This window comes from Gracilimonas sp. BCB1 (assembly GCF_040117685.2).
GTDB lineage: Bacteria > Bacteroidota > Rhodothermia > Balneolales > Balneolaceae > Gracilimonas.
In genome coordinates, this window is record NZ_JBEDYP020000018.1 from 173,294 (window position 1) to 197,836 (window position 24,543).

Genomic DNA, 24,543 nt, shown 5'->3' on the forward strand with positions numbered 1-24,543 from the left:
AATAGTTTGATGTGGGAATGTACACACTACGAACCATAAAAAAAGCCTCCACCCAAAAAGGGAAGAGGCTTCAAACTCAAACTGAAAAAGCTGGTTTATGCAGTTTCCAGCATTTTCTTCAGCGTAATACCGATTTCAGCCGGGCTTTCAACCACGGTAATACCTGCTTCAGCCAGGGCTTTCTTTTTCTCCTGAGCGGTTCCTTTACCACCGGAAATAATGGCACCGGCATGTCCCATACGTCGTCCGGGAGGCGCTGTAGAACCTGCAATAAAGGCCACAACCGGCTTATCGCAATTATCTTTAATCCAGGCTGCAGCTTCTTCTTCAGCTGTTCCGCCAATCTCACCGATCAGTACGATGGAGTCAGTATCCGGATCATCGTTCAGCATCTTAACGGCATCAAGGTGCGTGGTTCCAATAACCGGGTCACCGCCAATACCAATAGCTGTACTTTGTCCGAGACCTTCTTTGGTCAGCTGATCAACAGCTTCGTAAGTAAGCGTACCGGAGCGGGAAATCAATCCAACGTTACCCTGGGTGAAAATACTGCCCGGCATAATTCCGACTTTAGCCTCACCCGGAGTAATAACACCCGGACAGTTAGGGCCTATTAAAGTAGCACCGTGGCTGTTCACAATTTGTTTGGCCTCGATCATATCCTTAACCGGGATGCCTTCTGTAATACAAATAATAACTTTGATTCCGGCAAAGGCTGCTTCTGTGATAGCATCTCCAGCAAAGGCAGGGGGTACAAAAATAATGGAAGTGTTGGCGTCCACTTCATCCACAGCTTCTGCTACAGTATTAAAAACAGGTCGGTCTAAATGGGTTTGGCCGCCTTTTCCGGGAGTTACACCACCAACAACGTTGGTACCGTATTCAATCATTTGTCCGGCATGGAAGCTACCCTCGCTTCCGGTAAATCCCTGTACAATCAGGCGGGTATCATTTCCAACTAATACGCTCATTTTGTCTTTTTTGAGGTTCAAATTTGGGGTTGGGAATATAGCATCTCTGCCAGCGAATTGAAATGCTTATTTGTTAAGGAAAGTTTCAGGTTCAGTGATTGTCACATTTAAAAGAGCTAAAAGTTCTACCAATCATTGATTTTTGTAGTCAGTGTTTCAATAAATCGTTCACCAAAAATAAAACCAAGTATGCCAAAAATGCCGGCAAATATCAGGAAGGGTAGTTCATCATACCAAAGTACAATTGAACGGAACCCCAAAAGCCAAGCGATTACTTGTGCAACTATAGCACCAAGAAAAGCGGAGATAATGGTGTGCTTTATTCGTTCAATAAAAGAAGGTGCCAGCCGGTGGTTGTCCTCGTCAATCTTAATATCGCTCATGCAAAACAAATTCTATGGATGTTAATATGAAACAAAATTTCCTGATTCTATGTTGAAAGTTTTAAGTGAGTTAAAGAAACAGGAAAGTTTAACTAAAAGATATCAAACAAATGAGTTTGAAGAATAAAACGAAAAAAGAATTACAGAACAGAGTAAAAGAACTGGAAGGCATCATTGCAAAGAAAGGGATTGGCTCCGATTACCTGTCCAAAGCGGAACGTATTCAGCGGGATGTTAACCTGGCACTGATATTAGGGGGAACAGCCGCTTTAATTGGTGCCACAGCCTGGGCTCTGCTCAAAAGCACCGATGAATAGATAAACGTTATTTCAACAGAGGGGGAAGCATTCTTTAAAAAATGTTTCCCCTTCGTCTATTTTCTGGATTTTTCGCAAGCAGATACTATATTCACCTTGCTAAAGTTCTTTACCTGAGTATTAACAAATCAAAGATTCCATGAAACGACTTTCGAGTTTATTTTTGCTATTTCTAACCACGGCCTTGTTTACAGCACAGGCACAGACTACCCCTGATGGAGAATCTGAGCCTATGTTTGGATTTGCACAGGCAGTTTCGATTTCAAACGGTTTTGTATTTATTGGTGAACCGTCTAACAATCACCAGCCCGGAGCAGTTTATATTTTCGCGAATTCCGGTGAAGAATGGGCACAGGAAACCATGCTCATGGCTGATAACGGCATGATTGGTGACGGTTTTGGTTCTTCTGTATCTGCAGATGGTAAGTATGTACTAATTGGCGCACCGTCTATGAATGACGGCCATGGTGCTGCTTTTGTATTTGAGCAATCTAATTCCGGAAGCTGGACCCAAGCCGGGCAATTCACCCTGCCGGAGGATACCCTTGAAAGCTCTCTGGGATCAAGTGTGGTATTAAAAGGTGATCATGCTTATGTAGGAGCTCCGGATCATGGAAACGGAGCGGTATTTGTATATCGCCGCGCCAATAACGGCCAGTGGATGGAAGTTGCCAGCGTGATGAATCCCGATACCGCCGGATCTAATTTTGGATCAAGCCTGGCTGTAGATGGAATGAATTTAGTTGTGGGAGCACCACAACGGGAAGGTGGAACCGTTCAAGTATTTAATAACGATGGTTCCGGAAACTGGAACCACACGGCAACGCTCACAAGTAATCAAACCACACAGAGAAGTCAGTTTGGGAATGCTTTAGCCATTCATGGAGACCAAATCCTGGTTGGTGCACCAAGAAATGCCGGTGCCTCAGGAACGGTATTCGTTTACTGTAACGAAGATGGAGAGTGGAATGAAAGCGGACGCCTGGTAGCCTTTGACGGTCAGTCGGGATATTTATTTGGCGGGTCTATTACATTTGTGGAATCAGGTGTATGGATTGGAGCTCCGAATGCAAATGAAGGTCGCGGTACTATTTATCAGTTTGACATGGATGAAAACGGTATGTGGAGCGGAGCTTCCAAAATGGCGATGGCCGATCAGGAAAAAGGAGATTATTTCTCAGGTACCCTGGATGTAGATGGTGATGTAGCGGTTGCCGGATTGGTGGGAGCCGATTACGGTGCAGGTTCTGCAGCCATTCTCGAAAGAAATACCGAGGGAATGTGGACTACCCAAAACCTGGTAATCGGGAAAGGCGGTACCGTACTGAAGCCGATTACGAACGGACGTATCGACTGTAGCGATGGTAAAGCCGATCAGTTTGGGTGTAATAATGTAGACCTGATTTCCTTTATGCCAATCAGCGCTATTGGCGGTGAACGGGGTGTTCGCCTTAACGACATGTGGGGCTGGACAGACCCGGTGACGGAAAAAGAATATGCCATTGTTGGCCGAAATGAAGGTACTTCGTTTGTAGATATCAGTGACCCTTCGAATCCTATTTACGTTGGTAACCTGCCTATGACAGAAGGTGCTCGTGCCAATGTTTGGAGAGATATGAAAGTATATAAAAACCACGTTTACATCGTGGCAGACGGTTCCGGAGAACACGGAATGCAGGTGCTCGATATGACGCAATTACGTGAATTTGCCGGAGAGCCGTTACAACTTGAAGAAACCTTCCTGTATGATAATATCCACAGCGCACATAACGTGGTTATAAATGAAGAATCCGGTTATGCCTTTATTGTAGGAAGCAGCGGCGGTGGACAAACCTGTGGTGGCGGACTGCACATGGTGAATATTCAGGATCCGGCTAACCCTACTTTTGCAGGGTGTTTTGCAGATCCATCAACCGGACGAAGCGGTACCGGATATTCTCATGATGCACAATGCGTGATTTATGACGGACCCGATGAAGAGCATAATGGCAGTGAAATCTGTATCGGTGCTAATGAAACAGCCATCAGTATTGCAGATGTATCTGATAAGGAAAACCCGGTGGCACTTTCAACCGCTTCTTATCCTGATTACGGTTATGTGCACCAGGGATGGTTGACGGAAGATCATCGCTATTTCTTCCAGAATGATGAGCTGGATGAGCTGATGGGTAAAGTAGACCAAACACGAACCATCGTTTGGGACGTTTCTGATCTTGATGATCCGCAGTTTGTACGTGAGTATCTCATTGAGAATGCTTCTTCTGATCATAACCTGTACATCAAAGACAATATGATGTACCAGTCTAATTACGTGAGTGGATTACAGGTGATTGATGTAACCGACCCTGCCAATCCGCAAAGAGTTGGTCACTTCGATACGCATCCGTTCACCAAAGACTCTCCCGGATTTTCCGGAACGTGGAGTAATTACCCGTACTTCAAGAGTGGTGTGGTGGTTATGACCAGTGGACGTGAAGGGTTGTTTATCCTGGAAACCAACCAGCAGGCCATCAACCAGTAGACGACAATAAATTTAATCAGGCAACTTTATGTACTCTCATCAGAGATCGCATGAAGTTGCCTTTTCTTTTATACCCAAACGTTAACGAAATGAGAGTTCGAATGCAGTCAGTGTACAAAGTACTATCGGTAGTGGGATTACTTGCCATTTCCGTGTTATATGGAACAACCGTAAATGCACAGGAACCTGTGGAAGGGCAGCGCATCTACGTCTGTAACCAGGGAGAAGCAACCCTCTCGGTTATTGATGTGACAACCAACGCGCTGGTAGAAACCATTGACCTGCAGGAGCTCGGATTTTCCAAAAACGCCAAGCCTCATCATGCCATCGCTGATGCTGATGGGGAACATTGGTACGTTACCCTGATTGGCGAAAACAAAGTGCTGAAGTTCAATCGGGATAACGAGCTGGTAGAACATGCCGAGCTGGAAGTACCGGGACTGATGGCCATGCACCCAACCGAAGATATTCTATATGTGGGCCGATCGATGAGCGCCGTGAACCCACCTCAAAGCTTTGGAATCGTCAAGCGTGAAGGCATGGAAGTGGAGGAGGAAGTAGATTTATTCTTTTCCAGGCCTCATGCTCTTGCAACTTCACCGGATGGGAAATTCACCTACATCGCCAGTTTGTCAGCTAACCAAATTCTGGCAAGAAACAACGAGACTGGTGAAACCGAGCTAACTATGCTGGAAGGGAACAACCACGTATTCGTGAATTTTGCCATTTCACCGGATGGGCAAACCATGGTGGCCACCGGCCAGGTTTCAGGTAAGCTGCTGGTATTTGATTTGTCAAATCCGTTACTACCGGCAGTAACCGATACTCTTTCGGTCAATGCCATGCCGTGGCACCCGGTGTATGCCCCTGATGGAAATCGCGTTTATTTCGCAAACAAAGGTGCCAATACGGTTACTGTAGTGGACATGGAGAACAAAACGGTTGAAAAGGTAATTGAAGGAACCGGTTTAGCACAGCCTCACGGAGCAACACTTTCAGCCGATGGCAAATATTTGTATGTGACGAATAACAATATGGATGGCACCTATAATCCCGAAGGAAAATCCGGGAAAAGTGGACTGACCGGAACGGTCGTCATCATCAATACAGAAACGCTGACTATTGAAAAAGTTATAGAAACAGGTATGAATTCAACCGGAATTGGGACCAGTAACTGGTAATTCATTCAATTCAAACCACCGATTAAAACTATTTATGAGTATTAGACGAGACGGTTCAGCTATAAGTGTATTCATTATTTCGCTGTTATTGATGGCGGGGTGTAAGACCATGCAAAAGGCAGGAAATAGTGATCCTGAATCGGAGGGGTACAAGCAATACATCAACCCATTTAATATATATGCAGAAGACGGTACTCTCATACCTCATCCTTTTGTGGGCGGTTTCAATGCTCCCCGGCCTCAGTTTGTTGATTTAGACGGGGATGGCGATCCTGACTTTTTTGTACAGGAGCAAACCGATGAGCTGATGTTATTTGAGCATACCGGAAGTAAGGTTGAAAGTCCGCTGAAATGGCGGTCCAACAAATTTCAGAACCTGGACATCGGGGAATGGTTTCGCTTTGTGGATATGGATCAGGATGGGGACTTCGACCTGTTAACCGAACAGCCCTACAGTTATATCCGCTATTACCGGAATGAAGGCAGTGCCGAAAATCCAAACTTTGAACTGGCCGCTGATTCTCTGAAGGATGTAAACGGTGAGCCCATTTTCTCTGACCGGCAGAATATCCCCAATGTCACTGATATAGATTGCGATGGACGGCTGGATCTTTTTATAGGAAGTCTGGACGGAACCCTGGCCCGGTATGAATCGGTAGGCCGAAACGAAGATCAGATTCCGCAATTTAAGCTGGTAACCAAGCGATTTGAGGATATTGAGATTGTGAAGCAGTTTGGTACCATGCACGGAGCCAATACCATGGCATTTATGGATATCGACTCGGACGGAGATCAGGATTTATTCTGGGGTGATTTTTTTGAGCCAAGCATCCTTTTGATTGAGAATACCGGTACTTGTGCCACTCCCGATTTCAGAGGAGAACCAAAACCATTTCCACCGTCCAACCCGGTTCAAACCAGCGGATATAACGCTCCTGCCTTAGCCGACTGGGAAGGTGATGGAGATGTGGATCTGTTTTTAGGAGTTCTGGGTGGGGCTTACAATGCCAACCTCACACTCAGCGATAACCTGTATTTCTTTGAGCAGGAGGAAGGAGAATTCAGCCTTCAAACCCAACAGTTTATAGATATGATTGATGTGGGAGACGAGAGTATCCCGGCCACCGGCGACCTTGATGGTGATGGGGATATGGATTTACTGCTGGCCAATAAAATCGACCCTGCCAATCAAAAGACATCGGTTATTTACCGGTTTGAAAATAAGGGGACTAACTCTGCTCCTGAATTTCACCTGACAGGGACATTGGATCTACCCACTGCCTATCACTATGCCCCCGTGCTGGCCGACCTAAATGGAGACGGGCTTGATGACTTGCTGCTGGGCAACTGGAAAGGTAAAATCGCTTTGTTTATCAATACAGGAAACGGGTTTAAGCAGGAGAAAGAAACCGTAGCCGAACTGGAGCGCGGCAGTAATGCCGTGCCCACCCTTGCTGATATTGATGGTGATGGCGACCTGGATTTGCTGGTGGGGGAGTCGGGTGGGGGGCTGCAACTCTTCCGAAACACCGGTTCCAAAGACAATCCGGAATTCAGTTTTGAAAAAGACGCCTTCCCGGATGTGGAAGTCCAACATCGAAGTGCCCCGGCCTTTTATGACATAGATGGGGATGGTGACCTTGATTTATTTATGGGAAGTAAAATCGAAGGCATTCTGTTTTTTGAAAACACAGGCTCACCTTCTCAACCTGAGTTCACTAAGAAAAGAATGCCCTTTGAGGCAGCAACAGCTCAACTATCGGCTCCTCATTTTGTTGACTTTGATGGGGATGGCATTGCAGAAATCGTGATAGGAACCCGGGGCGGAGGACTGCTTTTTTATAAGAGGTGAGGGCGCTTGCCGAACGTCAGGGATTATGATTTGGATGGAGTGGTTAGATTGATTGCTGGTAAATAAGTTTCCATCGTAACTTGGCCCGTCCGATTTAAAACATATTGTTAGGCAAGTGACTGGTCTTTTTGACCAATACTTGCTGCCATACGAGCAACGTGCTTATATCTTTCTATTTGAATTGAGTAGATGCTGATGTCAAACAAAATCCAAATAGCAGCAAAAAATCCTATTGCAGGCATTACAGTAAAGCCAAGTAGTGCAAAAAAGAGTAGAATGGAAATCGCATACCAGTTTACCAATGCTTTCATTCGTATGATGCCATTCTTGATGTCAAAGTACAGGTTACCTCTTATAATTTGAGTATAGCTCCATTTGATATCAGGACTAAACGAGTAGCTTTCTCGAAAAGCAAAAGTGTTATCATCAATTTTCCTGACATCTATACCAATATACTTTGAGTCGAGAATGGACTTTTGAATTTCTTCCTGGGATGGAGCTTGATTGAGTGGAAATAGGATTTTTGTAGTATAAAATCTAACTGGTATACCAACTTCAAAATACCATCCAACGAACTTATAGCTCAGAAACACTTCCAAGAGTGTAAATAGAAGAACAAAAAGAAAGACTATTTCTAAACTAGATTCCATTTAAAGTTGCCTAACGACCCAGCGCATAAAGGGCGCGCGGATTATAATTTAGTTGAAGTAGCAAAATTAGTACCTGGCAGTCAAGTTTCCATCGCAGCCCCTCCGCGTCCGATTTAAAAAGCCTTGTTAGGTGTTTTTTCTATAGTCAAAAACAAAGTGTTTCACTGTGTTCTAATACAATCGAGTTATTGACTATTGAAAATTCTTTATTTCCTGGGGAAATTGACCCAAACATTTTCGAGATCATAATTTCTGTTTCTCCCGAATCAAAATTTATCCTCAGAGTACCTGAACCTTCTTCTATTTCTATCCAAACATCATATTTAGAAAAAATATAAGTATCAAAATCCTTTGAATAGAGGCTTTCCTCGTATTCAGCTTCAATATTTGTTGAGTCCTTAAATACATATTGAATTTTTAAACCGTTTGGAATCGCTTCGACTTTTGTTTTTGAGTCGGAAAAAAGATTAAGATGACTATCGTCAACTATTATAGAGTCCGCAATTCCATCTGCTCGGCAAGCGTCGATATAATCATTTCTTGAGAGAGATTTCAAAGAAGAAAGATTATCTGGGGTTTCTCCATACTTATCTTCAAAAACCAACACTGCATCAATTAGATCAGAAAAAGGGATATACACAAGTGATTCTTTGTCATGGAAAGGAGACGTATCGAAATCTTCTTTTGTGCATGAGAAAACAAAAGAGGCTACTAGTAAAAACAAAAGAATTAGCTTGGGCATATTCAAAAATACCTAACGACCCAGAGTTTAAACGGCGCGGGGATTATGACTTGGTTGAAGTAGCGAAATTAATTCCTGGCAATCAAGTTTCATCGCACCTCGTCCGCGTCCGATTTAAAACGCTTGTTAGGCGTTTACAGGAAAACATGATCTATAATTAAGTTATTATTTTCGAACTCAATTTTTACTGTTTCCTGCCGATGATCAACAAAGCTCATCGTCTGCTTATCAAAATCGAACCTATGAGTGTATGTTCCACCTTCATTGCATCTAAACTTTCTAAAGAGTGGGTAAGTCCAATAATTTTTTGAAATGTAATGAGCTGTTACTCTGTAGAAAATTGTTGAATCTGACTCAAAAAATAATTCTACATCATTAATCCACATTGCATGAGCTGGTTCAACTAGTTGTCTTTTCCATTCATATTTCAATAATTCTACATTTGATAATAAACTATCACTTGGTAATTCATAAGTAGGAGTAAAACTATATATGCTACTATCATTCTGTTGATGGTCAAAATCATAGATTGCGTGCTGTTCCCAATATTTTTCCCAAAAATAGTCACAGTAAAAATTGTAGAGTAGGGCAACTACAACAATTGAAGCTAGTATGGTTAATGTTTTCTTGATTATATTGGATTAAAACGCCTAACATATTAATATGCGACATGGGCTATCATGTAAGACGTCGTATAAAGTTCAGAAATCATGTATTACAAGCGATCGAGGGGCATTATTGGTTTTTAGGCGAAGAAAATGCCGCATATCTTCGTCGGATAAAATCCTAATACTTTGTAAGGAATTGACTTCCCATCGCTCTGTCAATATAAAACATACAACTATTAATTCAACGGTAGTTATGGATAAATCAAAATTGTTAGAGCAGCTTAGGTAAGAAAAAAAATAAGACGGCAACTACATCAAAATCCCGGTAGATCTTATATAAATCGTCCATCGAAAATCGGTCGCTCGATCATTCGCAAATCTAACAGCCTGATTACTGCCTTTGTAGGAATGACAAAAAGGGGTCAGCAATGACAGGGTAGGGAAAGAGTAAGGTCCTCACCCAAACTTTTTCACCAGCTCCCAGCGTTTTACCTTGCCGGTGCCGGTTTTGGGAAAGTCTTTGACGATCTTCAGCTCTTTAGGAATTTTGAAGTCGGTAAGGTGGGATTTTAATTCCTCCCGGATTTCTTCCAGCACCGGAGTTCTACCATTCTTTAGAGTTACCACAGCCGTTACTTTTTGTCCCCATTCCTCATCCGGGAGGCCAATTACCACGGCTTCATCTATGGTGGAGAGCTTTCGCATGGCTTCTTCCACTTCAGTGGGATTCACATTTTCACCGCCGGTTATGATAAGGTCGCTACGGCGAGATTCGATAAATAAATGTCCAAATCCGTTCATATGTCCGTAATCACCGGTGTTAAACCAGCCATCGTCATCAAAACGGTTCTCGTTTTCGTTGGTGTCATAATAGCCATCAAAAACCTGCGGGCCTTTCAGCCAAAGTGCACCCGACTGATTTTTCCCTAACACTTTTCCATTGTCATCCCGTATCTGCATTTCATTGGGAGGAAAGGGCTTGCCGACGCTCTTGAGCGGCGTGTACATGCCGGAAGGAGCAAGCAGGGGGTTGGCTATAATTTGGGCACAGGTTTCCGTCATCCCGTAACTGGATACGATAGGAATGCCGCGCTCGGCTGATTTTTTTAAGAGGGTTTCAGAAATCGGTCCGCCCCCCAACAAAATAGACTTAAATTCCCGGTGGGTTTTAAACAGGGGATCATCCAACAGGCGCTTAAGCATGGTTGGAACCAGGGAAGCGGCCTGAAAGCGTTTATTTTCCCCCAGAAACTCCTTTACCATCTCCTCATGAAATTCACCCAGTCGGTAAATCGCTGTGTCATAAATTACGGAGCGAATGATAATGGAAATTCCTCCGATGTGATTCAAGGGGAGGCAGAGGAGCCAAAAGTGGTTAGGGTCGGGCTTGAAGTTCTGAGCGGAGGCTTTTGCCGCACTTAAAATTTGGCGGCGTTTTAGGGGAACGGCCTTGGGTTTGCTGGTGGTACCGGAGGTGAAAAAGTAACCGAAGATCCGGGAGTCTTTAATGGAGTCGGGTTCCGGAAGGTCTATGTTTCGCACATCGTGTGTGAAAGCATTCAGGAAAAAATTCTCGTCCATCTTTACCACATGATCATCTCCAAGTCGCCGCCGGTTTCCCGTGTCAGTAAAAACGAGTACAGGTTTGAGCGCTTCGAGGTATTCCTTTAGTTCATCGTCTTTAACTTTGGGGTTGATGGGGATGAAGGGGATACCCAGTTTCCAGCAGGCGGCAATTCCGAATATCAGCATATCGCTTGATTCCGAAAGGAAGGCAACCGGCCACTTGAGCGAATCGGCCTTTTCTTCAACCAGGTCTTTGAAGAAAGCGGTGAAGCGTTCTAAATCACTGTAGGTGTACATGCCATGCTGAGAAGACAGAAACACGTGCGGTGTTTCCTTTTTCTTAAACTCAAACATATGTAACCGTGACTTAAACATATACTTAAAATAACTTTTTTAATCCTTCCATATCCAGTGAAATTCCCAAGCCGGCTTTTTGTGGGAATCGAATGACGGGATTGTTCATCCATTCATCCGAACTGATGTCTTCGCTCAACAAACTTCCGGTGGCCAAACCATGTGCCCTATTTTGATTTCCCAAACCCGCTGCGAGGATGGAGGTCATTGCCCTTCCCACTGCTGATTCGAGCATAGTTGTAACCACCACTTCTATATTATGAGTATCTGCTGTACGTTTTGTTACGAAAATAGTATCGAGTGTACCCAATAGCATAGGTTTAAAAATAAACAGGCTGCCGGCCTTAAGCTCTGATAGTTTAGTGGCACCCTTTTTGTTCCGTAAAGATTCGTCTGCAGCAACGGGAGTTTTTACAGCTTCATGAACAGCGGCCATGTCTGAAAAATGATCCTTATGAACCGGTTGTTCACAATACTCAATGTTCAAAGAATCCAGGGCCTTCAGATTTTGTATGGCTTCGTCTTTGGTCCAGCCTTGATTGGCATCAATCCTGATTGCCAGGTCCGGAAATTGGTTTCGGAGGTCCTGCAGCAACTTGAGCTCAGTATTAAAGTTCCGGCCTGCTTTAATCTTTAAAGTGGTGAATCCCCGGTCAATTAAATCCTTTGCCTTGCTGATTGCCTGTGCAGGCTCTTGTATCGAAAGGGTGGCGTTGGCTTTAACCGTCTCCGGGAAATCAGGAAAAAGAAATGTACCCAATGGTTTGTTGGCTTTTTTTGCCTCCAGGTCATGTAAAAGGGTATCGAGGCCAAAGCTAAGCGAAGGGAACCGGTGAATTTGATCCAGCATCCCCAAGGTTTGTTTTCCATCGCCCGAGCGTATGCTTTCCTGCAGGTGTTTATGATTAACCTTCAGGACTTCTATAACCTGTTCAATGGACTCATCAGAAAAACCCGGGAGAGGAGCAATTTCACCATAGGCTTCAATATCACCTTCCTTGTAAATCAACACGATGCCTTCCCGGTGCGAAAACTCCTCCCCGGCAGTCCGAAATGGCTGTTTAAAGGGGAGGCGGTATGTGCAAACTTCCAGCATTAATTCATTAATATACCAATGGAAAGGAGCACTCCGAAAATAACCATGTATTGTGCCGTTCGTTCCAGCATGGGGTTGAGCTGTTTTTTGTCTTCTTCTGTCCAGATTCTATGGGTGTAATATACAGCAAGGGGTAAACTCAGGTATGGCAACATAATCCATACATTATAATCAAGCTGCACATAAATGTGTGGGGGAACGGCAAAGGCCACGAGCACCATCAGCAGGTATTCAAATTTGAGGGTGATTTCCCCAAACAACACACCAATGGTTCGCTTTCCGGATTTCCGGTCTTGCTCCACATCGCGCAGATTATTGACAACCAGGATATTCACACATAGTCCGCCCACGGCAAGGGATGCCCAGAACGAAGCTTCCGACCATTCCAGTGCATTCACATAATAAGTGGTCATAACCGCGACTATCCCGAAAAAGATAAACACAAAGATATCGCCGAGTCCATTATAACCCAGAGGGAAAGGCCCGCCGGTATAAAGCACGCCAAATATCAGTGACAAAACCCCGATCACTAAAACAATCCAACCGGCAGCCCAAACCAGATACAGTCCCAGAACAAAAGCCAGCCCCATGGTAAGGATGGTAGCTTTTTTCATGGCTTCAGCGGAAATGAGACCCGCCGCCGTAGCCCTTCGGAAGCCAATACGCTCGTCGGTATCCGAACCTTTCACAAAGTCAAAGTAGTCGTTGGCGAAATTGGTACCTATCTGAATAAGGAAAGCACAGACCAAAGCCACTGATGTATTGATCCAGTTCAGAGAGTGTGACTGCCAGGCAAGGGAAGCACCTACTAAAATGGGAACCAGCGCAGCAGCAAGGGTTTGTGGTCGGGCAGCTTCAACCCAAAGCGCAAATTTTGATTCTTTCAACAGTAAAAATTCGGTGAATGATTGTGGATAACTAATTTGCTGAAGATACAACTTTTGGAAAGGGCTTAAAAAGTGAAGTCAATTCATTTTGGGGAAAAATATATTAAGCTAAACCACATCTGGAAGCGCTTTTGAGTAAAATAATTAAGTCATAAATTCAAAATGTTTATATTTATTAATTGTTAAAAAAGAAACAACTAAATTATTTGCGTATAATTAAACCGTAGCTTTATATTTGGTCGTCATTTTTACTTAATAACAAAATTATTTTAAAAATCATGACCAAAGTCGCACAACGCTACGATAACTTAGCCGCCGCCCGGAACTTCAAGCCCGGGAAAGCCAAAAACTCAACGATGGATATCCCTGAAATTTTCGGGGAGAATACGCTGACTCTGGATAAGCTGGAAGAACGTCTTCCCAAAGCTGCCTGGAAAGACCTTCAGAAAACAATTGACGAAGGAGAGTCTCTGAATATTGATGTTGCCGATGCCGTGGCATTGGCCATGAAAGACTGGGCTACCGAAAAAGGTGCTACCCACTTTACCCACTGGTTTCAGCCGTTAACCGGATCTACTGCTGAAAAGCATGACAGTTTCATTACGCCAAATCAGGGTGGAGGAGCTATGGCGGTTTTCTCCGGAAAGGATTTGATACAGGGGGAGCCGGATGCCTCCAGCTTTCCGAGCGGTGGTTTACGCCCCACTTTCGAAGCACGCGGTTACACAGCCTGGGATCCAACATCTCCGGCTTTTTTAATAGAAAATCAAAACGGAACCTACCTTTGTATTCCAACAGCCTTTGCTTCCTGGAAAGGGGAGGCACTGGATCATAAAACGCCTTTGCTTCGCTCCAGCGATGCACTGAATAAAGCAGCAAAATCAGCTTTGAAGCTTTTTGGCATCGAGTCTAAAAAGGTGAATTCAACCGTTGGATGTGAGCAGGAATATTTCCTGATTGATCAGGAGTTTGTATATCGCCGCCCAGATATTTTGACTTCCGGCCGTACGCTTGTGGGTGCCAAGCCTCCGCGAGGACAAGAACTGGATGATCATTACTTCGGCTCTATCCCGGAGCGTGTACTTTCGTTTATGCTGGAGGCGGAGAAAGAACTATATAAGCTGGGCATTCCTGTAAAGACCCGCCATAACGAAGTAGCCCCGAGTCAGTATGAGCTGGCCCCGATTTTTGAGATGTCGAACGTAGCGGCCGATCACCAGCAAATTACGATGATGGTGCTCAAAAAAGTGGCTAAGAAATACGGCCTTGAGTGCCTGCTTCACGAGAAACCATTTGACGGGCTGAACGGAAGCGGAAAGCATTTGAACTGGTCGCTTTCAACTGTGGAGGGCGACAACCTGCTGGAGCCGGGTGAAAGTCCGCATGAAAACATGAAGTTCCTGTTCTTCTTTACGGCTGTGTTGTTGGGAGTATATCGTCATCAGGATTTGTTGCGAATTTCGGTGGCTCATGCCGGAAATGATCATCGCCTGGGAGCCAATGAAGCTCCGCCGGCTATCATTTCATCTTTTGTAGGGGATCAGCTGAATGACATTGTAGAGCAGTTGATCAGTGGTGGGGCCAAGAGCTCAAAACAAGGTGGCTTGCTGGGTCTTGGAAGTCCGGTTCTTCCACACCTGCCTAAGCATGCCGGCGACCGTAACCGAACCTCACCCTTTGCTTTTACCGGAAATAAGTTTGAATTCCGTGCTTTGGGCTCTAATCAGTCGCCATCTTTCCCGATTGTGGTTTTAAATACTATCGTGGCAGAAGCCATTGAAGACATGACTGCAGACCTGAATAAAGCCAAAAAAGGAGATTCTATTGAAAAGGCGCTGGCTAAGGTATTGAGTAATCGCCTGAAGGAATGTAAGCCGGTCATTTTTAACGGTGACGGGTACTCCGATGAATGGCAGAAAGAAGCTGAAGAGCGTGGGTTACTGAATTTGAAAACCACCCCGGATGCTTTGCCGTATCTCACCGAAAAGGAAAACATTTCGTTGTTCAAAAAATATAAAGTATTGAATAAGAAGGAGATGCTTTCCCGAAAGGAAATCTGGACTGAGCAGTATATCACTACCCGTACCATAGAGGTGGACACCATTGAGTCGATAGGTAAAACGATGATTTATCCTGCTGTGATTCGATACATTGGCGAACTCAGTAAAGCCGTTGACCAGACAAAAGCGTTGGGATTAGATAATTCCGGGTCAAGCAATATGCTTAACAAGGTAAACGATGGACTGAACAGGCTAAATGTAGCTCTTGAGAAACTGGCGGAAGTTCAGGATAACCTGTCGTACAAAGACACTTCCGATCATGCCCTTAAGGTAGAATCAGAAGTGCTTCCTATTATGAAAGATATCCGGGATGCCATCGACTTCCTGGAGCGGTATGTAGCCGATGACTACTGGCCACTTCCGGTTTATCGAGAAATGCTTTTTATCAAGTAAGATAAGGCTTATCAATTCTACTCAGCTCTGTTTCCGGAAGGAGGCAGGGCTTTTTTTCTAATTTTTAATTTCCCCTTTTTAAATCATATTCAGTTACTGACAGAAATATGTCATAACAATCATAAATACAAGAGGGGTATATGTTTGACAAAACAATAAATACCATTGTAGCCGGTATGATCGCGCTTTTTCTGACTACCGGCGTAGAAATTATGGCCCAATCAACTTTTGATGACGGGCGTAAATCAAAGAAATCAGCACTGCTATTCAAGCACTCGGATAAATCTTTATTGCCTTCAGAAGTATTGAATGCAAGATTCAAAACCGATAACGATATTGGAAGAAGTACAACGCAATGGGCTGGCGAAAATGGCTGGATGGATGCATACCGTACAACCTATTCCTACAGTTCAGACCGATTAACCATCACCCAGAACTGGGAGTATTTTACGGGTGAAACATGGGAAGGTGAAGGGACATATGTGTTCATTTTTTCAGAAGAAGGGTACCCGCTCAGTTATACTTTTGGGTTTGGAGAAGATGAGTTTACCCAGGTATTTCACTATTCGGAATCCGGAAGGCTGGATTCAGCTACCTTCAGTGAGACCTACGATGGTGAATCCAATTCCGAGAAAATCGAACTCGAGTACGTTACCGGTGATTCTATACTGATCTACAATACGATATTCAGTGAGGGAGGCGAACCTGAGCTTACCGGCTATTTCGTAAACAGGAATAATGCTTTTGTTGAAGCATACTTTGAAACAGAGTATACCGACCGATATACCTATTCGGGAATTACATTCGATGAATTTTTGATGAATGTATTTAATGAATTCTTCTTCGTTGAAATGTATAACGATGAGTACTATGAGGAGGATGAAATGTGGATTCCATATTCCCGAACAACGCTTGCCTACGACGGGCAAATAGTCATTGAAAGAGAAGAAGAATACTTCGATGAAAGTGAAAGTGAGTGGATTCCGGAATACAGAAACACATTCACCTACGAAAACGGAAAAATCGCAGAAAGCCTGGATTCATACTCTTTTGATGGTATGAACTGGGATGATGATAGCCGTACTTTGTACGAGTATGGGGCGGTTACATCGGTTGAAGACTACACCGATAACGTAACCACTTTTCAACTCTCCCAGAACTATCCCAACCCGTTCAATCCAACCACCCAAATAGCCTACGAAATTTCTACACCTGGCAAAGTGCTGTTGGAGGTGTACAATGTATTAGGAGAGCGGGTGGCCACATTGGTTAATGGCAATCATGTGGCTGGTGCGTATGTTGCCAGCTTTAATGCTTCCGGCTTTCCAAGTGGGATTTACTATTACAAACTGGTATCAGGGCAGCACCAGCAGGTGCGTTCTATGACGCTGATTAAATAGGACGAGAGATATTGTTGAGAATTATAGCCTTGTTCGTTCTATGGAACGAACAAGGATTTTCTCATTCTGAAATTGTAATGAGTTATTTCATTCAGTTTTGAATGATTATGAAGCATATCTAAATAAAAAAAGAGGGTAAAATGTTAGCATCAAAGTCACTATACACTACATGTTTTGTATTGATGATCTCCTTATTTCTGAGTACACCTTTGTATGCTCAGAATAAGGTTCAAAAAAAGAAAAGAGACATTTTTTGAAATATGAAAGATGGGAAAGTATTAATTATCCATCCTTTAGAATAGCAAAGAATTTTAAAGATAATGATATAGCCAGCTGGATTGATCAATTTTTAGTTAACGAGACAACTTGGCAGGATCACTTTCGGGCTGTATATGAGTATTCTGGTGATCGAAGGACGATCACACAGCATTTTGGATTTTATGACTCACAATCTGAGGTATGGACGAATACCGGATCACAAGAAATTTCCTATAACACCAATGGATTCCCACTTTCTGTTTTTGAAGATTTCATCGAAGAAACTTACGCACAGACGTTTTATTATTCTGAGGAGGGCAGGTTAGATTCTTTACACTTTGACGAGGTTTATGAGGGGGGAGAGACCTATTTTCAAAAGGTTGAGTTAGTATATGTTACACCAGACTCGATTCGCATTTTATATCATTATGATGAGAATGGTGAGCCAGTAATTGATGATTCCAACTATTTTCTGCAAAAGGATGGTCATTTTTATGATGTCTATGACTATGGAGACTACATTGACAGATATGTTTACTTTGATATCACCTTCAATGACTTTCTAAAGAGTCTATTTGATGAGTTTTCTATGATAGCAGAGTATAATGACGAGTTCTATTCTGATGAAGGGGAATGGATACCATATTCTCGAAAGTCATTAACATTAGACGGGGATATGGTTATAGAAATATTGGAGGAATATTATATCGATGGTACGTGGTTTCCGGACTATCGCGAGAGATATACATATGAAGATGGAAACATCTCAATTTCAACATATGAAACTTTCTTTGAAGATGAATGGACTTCAGGTAATAGAACAGTGTATAATTATGGAGCTGCAACCTCAAAAGAGGAAGAGATATCTGTAGCTGATTATAAACTCTCACAGAACTATCCGAACCCGTTCAATCCAACCACCCAGATAGCCTACGAGATTTCTGCTCCCGGAAAAGTTCTTTTGGAAGTATATAATGTATTAGGAGAACGTGTGGCAACGTTGGTTAATGGCAATCATGTGGCCGGTGCGTACGTAGCCAGCTTTAATGCTTCCGGCTTTCCGAGTGGGATTTACTATTACAAGCTGGTATCAGGGCAGCACCAGCAGGTGCGTTCTATGACGCTTATCAAGTAAGCTCAATTTTTATTCTGAGGAAACCTAAAAAAAGCCCTACTTTCTGAAAAGTAAGAAGGGCTTTCTTTCTTTTATCAACATAATGAGTTCCTATGAAATCACTTTTACTGTTTATCACCTTTCTGGTTATTGCCCATCCATTTATAAACGCACAGGACAGAATACCGGACGGTGGCGGCCTATATCAACCGCCCACTGACCATATGACTGAAGAAATGCGGGCAAGCATGATCGAGCAGCTGCAACAGAACGTGGACAGCCTTAAAGTGATGGGTAAAATCTCTTCTTCTAAAACCATTGATATTAAATTCGGCTGGCCGTTGCGCGGTCAAGATCATTTCTTTGATTTCGATTATCACGGAATTTCTAATTTTGTGGATTTAAATAACTCCTTCCCAAATCAAATAACCGATTACACCTGTGGTTCACGAAGTTATGACTTGCAGAGCGGATACAACCATGCCGGAACGGACTTTTTTACCTGGCCATTTGCTTGGAACAAAGTACAGAATGATGATGTGGCCGTAGTTGCTGCCGCTCCCGGGGTGATCATTCAAAAGATTGATGGCAATCAGGACCTAAGCTGTTCTTTTAATAATACCCAATGGAATGCGGTTTATGTGCGCCATTCTGATGGCTCAGTGGCCTGGTACGGACACCTGAAAACCAATTCTACAACCGAAAAGAATGTAGGAGACAATGTTGAGGAAGGAGAGTATTTAGGTATTGTAGGTAGTTCCGGAAACTCAACCGGTCCGCACCTTCACTTTGAACTGCATGATGAAAATGGCGCCATTGTAGATCCATTTGAAGGAGCTTGTAATTCTATCGATGAAAGCCTTTGGCACGATCAGCGTGATTATTATGATTCCGGCCTGAATGCCCTTCGAACACACGGCAGTGCTCCTGTTTTAAATCAGTGTCCAACGCCGGATATCCCGAATTTTAAAGACGCCTTTTTGAAAGGTGACCAGATAGTTAATGCCATTTACTTCCGTGATCAGCTGGAAGGGCAAACGGCTTTTTATTCCGTAAACCGGCCATCCGGACAAACGCTGTGGAGCTGGAGTCATTCCCTTTCTGAAATCCCTCATTATTCCGCCTCTTACTGGTATTGGCAAAATGATTTACCCGTTATGGCCGAAGAAGGGATTTGGGAATTCAGGGTTTCATTCCTGAATGAGATTTATACCCATCAGTTCACGGTAAGTGATGGAAACACGAAACCGATTCAGGTGCACCTTCAAAACCCGGGCAATGATACCGAGATAACCGGAAATGAAGTCATTCTTCGGTGGTTGCCCCTGGCTGATGCTGATGAATATGAGCTTGAAATAGCTTCTGATGATGAATTTACTGAGATCATAGATTCCTATGAACTTTCTAAAAGGGATTTGCTTGTAAGCGACCTGACGGATGGTGAAAGTTATTTCTGGAGAGTCCGGGCAAAAAACACGGTGGGAACCGGAGATTGGTCTGAAACCGGAAGCTTCAATACCGGTGTTTCTACTTCCGTTACGGAACCAATTGCTGATTATCCGGATCAATACCGCTTACATCAAAATTTCCCGAATCCGTTCAATCCAAGTACGCAAATCAGCTATGTGCTGCCCAAACAAACGATGGTTAAACTGGCTGTGTATAATGCTCTGGGTAAGGAAGTATCCCTTTTGGTGAATAAAGTTCAGAATCGGGGAGATTTTCAGGTGACATTTGACGCTTCGGGGTTACCAAGCGGAATCTATTACCTGAAATTACAAACTGTTGACTTCACCGAAGTAAAACCTATGACCCTGATCAAGTAGAGTATACCATATGAAAGTAATTAGCTGGTCGGATTTTGAAAAAGTAGAATTGCGAACGGGTACGGTTGTTGAAGCTGAGGTATTCCCTGAAGCCCGAAAACCTGCTTATAAACTCACGGTAGATTTCGGAGATGAAATCGGAATACGAAAATCATCGGCTCAAATAACTAGGCATTATGATGTTGGTGAATTGAAAGGTAAACAGGTAATTGCGGTCGTAAACTTTCCACCAAAGCAAATTGGACCGTTTATGTCCGAATGTCTGGTAACCGGTTTTCCGGATGAAAATGGCGATATTGTACTCGCCGTGCCGGACAAAAAAGTACCCAACGGAATGAAACTATTTTAGTTTATTCAGGTTTCATAACTTCATCATCCCAATAATTTTCATCTACAAATAGTTACTCACCGATGAAACACTTTCTGTTTCTTTGTGCATTTTTACTTATCACGTTTTCTCTAAGTGCCCAGGAAATATCATATCCTGAAGGAGAGCGAAGAATGGCCACTTTTGAATTAAAGATAGAAGGCATTGATAAAGTGGAAGGAGAAATCAGGATTGCGCTATTCAATTCTGAAAAGGAGTACAATAAGAAAGAAAATCCACTTTACGCTGTGGTACTTCCGGTTGATAATGAAACCCTGACTTGGTCGCAGGATAGCCTGTTCTTTGGTGAGTATGCCATAGCCGTATATCATGATAAAAATGAAAACGGTGAACTTGACTCCAACCTGCTCGGCATTCCCAAGGAAGCTTATGGGTTTTCGAATAATGCAAGAGGGCGTTTTGGTCCGGCTTCCTGGAAAGATGCGCATTTCAGCATCAACTCAGAAAGGGCAACCATGGCTATAGAGATTAAATAATCAGGCTTAGCTGTTGATGCTCATCCACTTGTAAGAAACATCCGTTTTCTACATATTCCCCGACTACCATTAATTAAAGGAGACAACTATGGAAAATATCCAAGGGGAAACAGCACCGGTAATGAGTCTTAAAGACTGGGTTATTTCGGTTTTAATTTCATTCATTCCGGTTATCGGGTTTATTATGCTGTTAGTTTGGGCATTTAGTGACAGTACCAATCCAAATAAAAAGAATTGGGCTAAAGCAACGCTGATTATATTTGCGGCAGGATTTATACTCTACCTGGTGTTCGCATTTATTTTCTTCGGGGCAATGATGTCGGCAGGAGCCGGAGGGTTTGAGTCGATGTAGCCGACTGAAAGATTCACTTATTATTAAAGCCTCATGTTCTTATGCATGGGGCTTTTTGTTTTTAGGGACATGAAACATTGAATGGAGCCCGGCGTAAATCCACCGGAATCCACATCCCATACTTTATGCAGCAGATTATAAAATCGGTTTCCATTGCCCTTCAGAATATCAAAGCCAATCCTTTACACACCTTTTTATCCACACTTGGTATCATTATCGGGGTGGCTTCTTTAGTTGCCATACTAGCCCTTGGTGATGGATTGGAGCAAACGGGCCGGGAGCAAATCGAGACCACAACCTCAGTACAAATGATGTCGGTAACTCCAAGAACAGTAGATCTTGTAAATGATGTGAGGGTTCCCAGAGATACCGTTTATGAATTTGGAATTGCAGAAGCCCGGGCACTGGAAGAAATGGTAAGTGAATGGGGATACACCGAACTGCTTGCTCAAAGCTCCCGTGTGGCTACGGTACAGGATTCTTCGTTGGCTATTTATATTCAGGCCACCTTAGAGAACGTGCCTCATTTCACTGAATCTGAACTTATCGGTAGCTATTTCAATCGTGCTGATGTGGAAAAGGCTGAGCGGAAAGCTGTTTTGACAGCTCCGCTGGCTCGAAAATGGTCACCGTATAACGAACTTTTGATTGGAGAAACCATCACTTTTGAGGGGGCAACCTTTGAAATCATTGGGATTTTGGAAGAAGAGTCGAGGGGGGCTCAGGCTATGATTCCTATAAGTACCTACCGGCAGGTGGTGAAAGGGAGCAATCCCGCCAACCTGGTGTTCAAAAGCAGGAAAGTGGAAGACCTTCCGGAAATGAGGGCTAAAGTTGAAGACTGGCTGGATCAACATTATACCGAGGGGAAAGAAGCCTTTTCAGTATTTACCTATGAGGGAAGGGTAGAGCAGCTAAGCCAGGGAATAATGGTCTTTAAATTGGTGATGGGAGCCATTACCGGAATCTCTGTGTTGGTAGGTGGCATTGGTATTATGAACGTACTGCTCATTTCAGTAACCGAACGGACCAAGGAAATCGGAATCCGTAAAGCCACCGGAGCCCGAAAGAAAGATATTGTGATGCAGTTTATTTCGGAGTCAGTCACTATTTCCATGGTGGGCTGCATCATCGGATGGGTGGTAGGAGTTCTTGGAGTATTCGGGCTGGTCGAACTGATAAACCGTTTTACGGACTTTGGCTTTAAGGCAGCATTAAGTATAGGTACGGTAGGCGTAGTTTTGATTGCAGCCATTATTGTGGGGATGGTTTTTGGAACCTATCCCGCATGGAAGGCTGCAAATTTAACCCCGGTGGATGCCATTCGACATGAATAACAGAAAGGTTAAGTCACATCCCTGATTTCGGGGTTCTTGCTAAATACAGACCGTGCAAATGGACAAAGCGGTAAAATCTTCAGATCATTTTCTCTGGCAAATTCCACTGCTTGATAAACAAGTTTCTTACCAAGACCTTCGCCGCGGGTTTCATCCGAAACTTCGGTATGATCAATAATAATGCGTTCCGGCCCGGCTTTGGAGTAGGTCATTTCGGCAACTCGTTTTCCCTCTCTCTCGATATAGAAGGAGCCTTTGGTTTCGGCGGTATCGTGGTGGATTTGCATTGTATTGATTTGAAGTTTAATGCTTTTCTGGTCTATGCAGAGAATCTAACATAATTAGTTGTAAATGAAAGCTAAGAGGACAACGAATTTGGAGCTTTGCAATAAAAGTGAAATTGATTAGTTTCATAATGAAACCAAAATAGAACCACTGCCATGCCTACCAATATAACCATTAAAGGGATACCGGATGATGTGTACGAAAGTATCAGGAAGAAAGCGGAGCTAAATCATCGCAGTATTAACAGCGAAGTGATAGTGAACCTGAAAAAAGCGGTTCAAAGCAAACCGGTCGATTCCAGCCAAATCATTCATCAGGCAAAAAAACTCAGAGAGAAAAGCTAAAAGCTCCTTGTCGTTGGAAGAAGTTCAGCTTGCGATTGAAGAAGGTCGCCCGTGATAGTTGTTGACACCAATGTAATAGCCAGCCTCTGGTTGCCTAACGGGATGGAAGAAATAGCCGAGAAGGTGATGAGGAAAGATCCGGAATGGATCGCTCCGTTACTGTGGAAATCGGAATTTCGGAATGTGCTGGCTTTGTATTTCAGAAAAGAAATCTATGATCTGCCAACCATTCTGCAGATCATGGATCAGGCTGAATCTTTGATGACATCGAATGAATTTCAGGTAAACTCTACACAGGTATTAAGTCTGGTGAAAGAATCCACCTGTTCAGCCTATGACTGTGAATTCGTAGCATTAGCGGAGGATGCAGGAGTACCACTGCTGACTTTTGACCAGAAGATACTTTCCAAATTCCCTTCTTTAGCTATACGCCCTGAAAGTTTTGTCTAACATTTAAAGAATTTTGTGTTTTAGAGCTTTCGTAGCAAACTCTAAGAAGGCGAACGATCAAATTTATCCCAACTGGGCTTACGTTTTTCGAGGAAGGCATTACGGCCTTCTTCGGCTTCGTCGGTCATGTACGCCAAACGAGTGGCTTCTCCGGCAAATACCTGCTGGCCTACCATGCCGTCATCAATGGCATTAAAGGCAAACTTGATCATCTTAATGGCGGTCGGACTTTTAGCCAGAATTTCCTGCGCCCATTCATAAGCCGTCTCTTCCAACTCTTCATGTGGGACAACCCTATTTACCATTCCCATTTCAAAAGCTTCCTGTGCGGAATAGTTAGCACCAAGGAAGAAAATTTCCCTGGCACGTTTTTGTCCTACCTGTCGTGCAAGCAAGGCAGAACCGAATCCGCCGTCAAAGCTGGCCACATCGGCATCGGTTTGCTTAAAGATAGCATGCTCTTTACTGGCCAGGGTAAGGTCGCAAACTACATGCAGGCTGTGTCCGCCACCCACGGCCCAGCCGGGAACCACGGCGATCACTACTTTGGGCATGAACCGGATGAGTCGCTGTACTTCAAGTATGTTGAGCCGGGCAATTCCATCATCAGCTGAAGCCGGCGCACGAAAAACGCGAAAGCGTTTCACGATAAATGCGAAAACCTAGATGTTCAAAGCTGCACCAGTGGTTAGATCGTTCGCTGCATAACCGAACCAAGAGGAGGGCAAAAAA

22 protein-coding genes and 1 pseudogene are annotated in these 24,543 nt (G+C 43.7%); 14 read left to right on the plus strand and 9 right to left on the minus strand.

The window, feature by feature from the left end; translation table 11 throughout:
* Positions 1-95: 95 nt before the first annotated feature.
* Together sucD and ABFW99_RS14680 are read right to left on the minus strand one after the other, a co-directional pair.
* Complete coding sequence (gene sucD, locus ABFW99_RS14675; protein ID WP_349355527.1) at positions 96-971, minus strand: succinate--CoA ligase subunit alpha; 876 nt, start codon at positions 969-971, stop codon at positions 96-98.
* A gap of 125 nt (positions 972-1,096) precedes the next feature.
* Positions 1,097-1,354: a hypothetical protein gene (locus tag ABFW99_RS14680; protein ID WP_349355526.1), complete on the minus strand. Its 258-nt coding sequence runs from the start codon at positions 1,352-1,354 to the stop codon at positions 1,097-1,099.
* Positions 1,355-1,464: 110 nt separating this feature from the next.
* Between ABFW99_RS14680 and ABFW99_RS14685 the strand changes: the two genes are divergently transcribed.
* The 4 genes from ABFW99_RS14685 to ABFW99_RS14700 all read left to right on the plus strand — a co-directional run bounded on the left by ABFW99_RS14685 (position 1,465) and on the right by ABFW99_RS14700 (position 7,225).
* Complete coding sequence (locus tag ABFW99_RS14685; protein WP_349355525.1) at positions 1,465-1,671, plus strand: hypothetical protein; 207 nt, start codon at positions 1,465-1,467, stop codon at positions 1,669-1,671.
* A 139-nt stretch (positions 1,672-1,810) separates the two neighbouring features.
* On the plus strand, positions 1,811-4,192 hold the full coding sequence (locus ABFW99_RS14690; protein WP_349355524.1) for a choice-of-anchor B family protein: 2,382 nt from the start codon (positions 1,811-1,813) through the stop codon (positions 4,190-4,192).
* 101 nt (positions 4,193-4,293) lie between these two features.
* Positions 4,294-5,373 carry a YncE family protein gene (locus ABFW99_RS14695; protein WP_349355523.1) on the plus strand — a complete coding sequence of 360 codons (1,080 nt, stop codon included), beginning with the start codon at positions 4,294-4,296 and terminating at the stop codon, positions 5,371-5,373.
* Positions 5,374-5,407: 34 nt separating this feature from the next.
* A complete protein-coding gene (locus tag ABFW99_RS14700) occupies positions 5,408-7,225 on the plus strand; it encodes an FG-GAP repeat domain-containing protein (protein WP_349355522.1) in 1,818 nt (605 codons plus the stop codon).
* 107 nt (positions 7,226-7,332) lie between these two features.
* Here the strand turns inward: ABFW99_RS14700 and ABFW99_RS14705 are convergent, their stop codons facing one another.
* The 5 genes from ABFW99_RS14705 to ABFW99_RS14725 form a co-directional block, all read right to left on the minus strand.
* Positions 7,333-7,875 carry a hypothetical protein gene (locus ABFW99_RS14705; protein WP_349355521.1) on the minus strand — a complete coding sequence of 181 codons (543 nt, stop codon included), beginning with the start codon at positions 7,873-7,875 and terminating at the stop codon, positions 7,333-7,335.
* Positions 7,876-8,020: 145 nt separating this feature from the next.
* Positions 8,021-8,617: a hypothetical protein gene (locus tag ABFW99_RS14710; protein WP_349355520.1), complete on the minus strand. Its 597-nt coding sequence runs from the start codon at positions 8,615-8,617 to the stop codon at positions 8,021-8,023.
* Positions 8,618-9,681: 1,064 nt separating this feature from the next.
* Positions 9,682-11,166: a class I adenylate-forming enzyme family protein gene (locus ABFW99_RS14715; RefSeq protein WP_349355519.1), complete on the minus strand. Its 1,485-nt coding sequence runs from the start codon at positions 11,164-11,166 to the stop codon at positions 9,682-9,684.
* A 4-nt stretch (positions 11,167-11,170) separates the two neighbouring features.
* Positions 11,171-12,241 (minus strand): o-succinylbenzoate synthase, encoded by a 1,071-nt coding sequence (gene menC / locus ABFW99_RS14720; RefSeq protein WP_349355518.1) that lies wholly within the window; start codon positions 12,239-12,241, stop codon positions 11,171-11,173.
* On the minus strand, positions 12,241-13,128 hold the full coding sequence (locus ABFW99_RS14725) for a 1,4-dihydroxy-2-naphthoate polyprenyltransferase (protein WP_349355517.1): 888 nt from the start codon (positions 13,126-13,128) through the stop codon (positions 12,241-12,243). The genes menC and ABFW99_RS14725 overlap by 1 nt, the downstream gene beginning before the upstream one ends.
* Before the next feature lie 278 nt (positions 13,129-13,406).
* Between ABFW99_RS14725 and ABFW99_RS14730 the strand changes: the two genes are divergently transcribed.
* The 8 genes from ABFW99_RS14730 (at position 13,407) to ABFW99_RS14765 (ending at position 22,732) form a co-directional block, all read left to right on the plus strand.
* The gene (locus tag ABFW99_RS14730; RefSeq protein WP_349355516.1) at positions 13,407-15,581 is read left to right on the plus strand and encodes a glutamine synthetase III family protein; all 2,175 of its coding nucleotides are present in this window, start codon (positions 13,407-13,409) and stop codon (positions 15,579-15,581) included.
* A 140-nt stretch (positions 15,582-15,721) separates the two neighbouring features.
* On the plus strand, positions 15,722-16,981 hold the full coding sequence (locus ABFW99_RS14735; RefSeq protein WP_349355515.1) for a T9SS type A sorting domain-containing protein: 1,260 nt from the start codon (positions 15,722-15,724) through the stop codon (positions 16,979-16,981).
* Between the two features lie 253 nt (positions 16,982-17,234).
* Entirely contained in the window at positions 17,235-18,374 is a 1,140-nt protein-coding gene (locus tag ABFW99_RS14740) for a T9SS type A sorting domain-containing protein (protein WP_349355514.1), read from the plus strand.
* Between the two features lie 92 nt (positions 18,375-18,466).
* The gene (locus tag ABFW99_RS14745) at positions 18,467-20,179 is read left to right on the plus strand and encodes a peptidoglycan DD-metalloendopeptidase family protein (RefSeq protein WP_440707542.1); all 1,713 of its coding nucleotides are present in this window, start codon (positions 18,467-18,469) and stop codon (positions 20,177-20,179) included.
* 10 nt (positions 20,180-20,189) lie between these two features.
* Positions 20,190-20,528 carry a tRNA-binding protein gene (locus ABFW99_RS14750; protein ID WP_349355511.1) on the plus strand — a complete coding sequence of 113 codons (339 nt, stop codon included), beginning with the start codon at positions 20,190-20,192 and terminating at the stop codon, positions 20,526-20,528.
* A gap of 62 nt (positions 20,529-20,590) precedes the next feature.
* The gene (locus ABFW99_RS14755; RefSeq protein ID WP_349355510.1) at positions 20,591-21,043 is read left to right on the plus strand and encodes a DUF2141 domain-containing protein; all 453 of its coding nucleotides are present in this window, start codon (positions 20,591-20,593) and stop codon (positions 21,041-21,043) included.
* 88 nt (positions 21,044-21,131) lie between these two features.
* Positions 21,132-21,395, plus strand: a complete 264-nt coding sequence (locus tag ABFW99_RS14760; RefSeq protein ID WP_349355509.1) for a hypothetical protein — start codon at positions 21,132-21,134, stop codon at positions 21,393-21,395.
* A 125-nt stretch (positions 21,396-21,520) separates the two neighbouring features.
* Positions 21,521-22,732: an ABC transporter permease gene (locus ABFW99_RS14765; protein WP_440707543.1), complete on the plus strand. Its 1,212-nt coding sequence runs from the start codon at positions 21,521-21,523 to the stop codon at positions 22,730-22,732.
* A gap of 8 nt (positions 22,733-22,740) precedes the next feature.
* Here the strand turns inward: ABFW99_RS14765 and ABFW99_RS14770 are convergent, their stop codons facing one another.
* On the minus strand, positions 22,741-23,019 hold the full coding sequence (locus tag ABFW99_RS14770; RefSeq protein WP_440707544.1) for a GNAT family N-acetyltransferase: 279 nt from the start codon (positions 23,017-23,019) through the stop codon (positions 22,741-22,743).
* Positions 23,020-23,172: 153 nt separating this feature from the next.
* On the opposite strand from ABFW99_RS14770, the gene ABFW99_RS14775 reads away from it, so the two are divergent.
* A complete protein-coding gene (locus tag ABFW99_RS14775; RefSeq protein ID WP_349355506.1) occupies positions 23,173-23,361 on the plus strand; it encodes a FitA-like ribbon-helix-helix domain-containing protein in 189 nt (62 codons plus the stop codon).
* A 51-nt stretch (positions 23,362-23,412) separates the two neighbouring features.
* Positions 23,413-23,811, plus strand: coding sequence for a type II toxin-antitoxin system VapC family toxin (locus ABFW99_RS14780; protein WP_349355505.1), 399 nt, complete (start codon positions 23,413-23,415; stop codon positions 23,809-23,811).
* Positions 23,812-23,852: 41 nt separating this feature from the next.
* On the opposite strand, the pseudogene ABFW99_RS14785 reads toward ABFW99_RS14780, so the two are convergent.
* Positions 23,853-24,419 (minus strand): annotated as a pseudogene (locus ABFW99_RS14785) (enoyl-CoA hydratase-related protein); the annotation flags it as partial.
* Between the last annotated feature and the right edge of the window lie 124 nt (positions 24,420-24,543).

Excerpts from the sequence above, each read along its gene's own strand:
- ABFW99_RS14700 (WP_349355522.1), top strand. The coding sequence starts at position 5,408 with ATGAGTATTAGACGAGACGGTTCAGCTATAAGTGTATTCATTATTTCG.
- ABFW99_RS14690 (WP_349355524.1), top strand. The coding sequence starts at position 1,811 with ATGAAACGACTTTCGAGTTTATTTTTGCTATTTCTAACCACGGCCTTG.
- ABFW99_RS14760 (WP_349355509.1), top strand. The coding sequence starts at position 21,132 with ATGGAAAATATCCAAGGGGAAACAGCACCGGTAATGAGTCTTAAAGAC.
- ABFW99_RS14735 (WP_349355515.1), top strand. The coding sequence starts at position 15,722 with ATGTTTGACAAAACAATAAATACCATTGTAGCCGGTATGATCGCGCTT.
- ABFW99_RS14770 (WP_440707544.1), bottom strand. The coding sequence starts at position 23,019 with ATGCAAATCCACCACGATACCGCCGAAACCAAAGGCTCCTTCTATATC.
- ABFW99_RS14730 (WP_349355516.1), top strand. The coding sequence starts at position 13,407 with ATGACCAAAGTCGCACAACGCTACGATAACTTAGCCGCCGCCCGGAAC.
- ABFW99_RS14685 (WP_349355525.1), top strand. The coding sequence starts at position 1,465 with ATGAGTTTGAAGAATAAAACGAAAAAAGAATTACAGAACAGAGTAAAA.
- ABFW99_RS14695 (WP_349355523.1), top strand. The coding sequence starts at position 4,294 with ATGCAGTCAGTGTACAAAGTACTATCGGTAGTGGGATTACTTGCCATT.
- sucD (WP_349355527.1), bottom strand. The coding sequence starts at position 971 with ATGAGCGTATTAGTTGGAAATGATACCCGCCTGATTGTACAGGGATTT.
- ABFW99_RS14755 (WP_349355510.1), top strand. The coding sequence starts at position 20,591 with ATGAAACACTTTCTGTTTCTTTGTGCATTTTTACTTATCACGTTTTCT.
- ABFW99_RS14680 (WP_349355526.1), bottom strand. The coding sequence starts at position 1,354 with ATGAGCGATATTAAGATTGACGAGGACAACCACCGGCTGGCACCTTCT.
- ABFW99_RS14745 (WP_440707542.1), top strand. The coding sequence starts at position 18,467 with ATGAAATCACTTTTACTGTTTATCACCTTTCTGGTTATTGCCCATCCA.
- ABFW99_RS14750 (WP_349355511.1), top strand. The coding sequence starts at position 20,190 with ATGAAAGTAATTAGCTGGTCGGATTTTGAAAAAGTAGAATTGCGAACG.
- ABFW99_RS14710 (WP_349355520.1), bottom strand. The coding sequence starts at position 8,617 with ATGCCCAAGCTAATTCTTTTGTTTTTACTAGTAGCCTCTTTTGTTTTC.
- ABFW99_RS14715 (WP_349355519.1), bottom strand. The coding sequence starts at position 11,166 with ATGTTTAAGTCACGGTTACATATGTTTGAGTTTAAGAAAAAGGAAACA.
- ABFW99_RS14705 (WP_349355521.1), bottom strand. The coding sequence starts at position 7,875 with ATGGAATCTAGTTTAGAAATAGTCTTTCTTTTTGTTCTTCTATTTACA.
- ABFW99_RS14765 (WP_440707543.1), top strand. The coding sequence starts at position 21,521 with ATGCAGCAGATTATAAAATCGGTTTCCATTGCCCTTCAGAATATCAAA.
- menC (WP_349355518.1), bottom strand. The coding sequence starts at position 12,241 with ATGCTGGAAGTTTGCACATACCGCCTCCCCTTTAAACAGCCATTTCGG.
- ABFW99_RS14775 (WP_349355506.1), top strand. The coding sequence starts at position 23,173 with ATGCCTACCAATATAACCATTAAAGGGATACCGGATGATGTGTACGAA.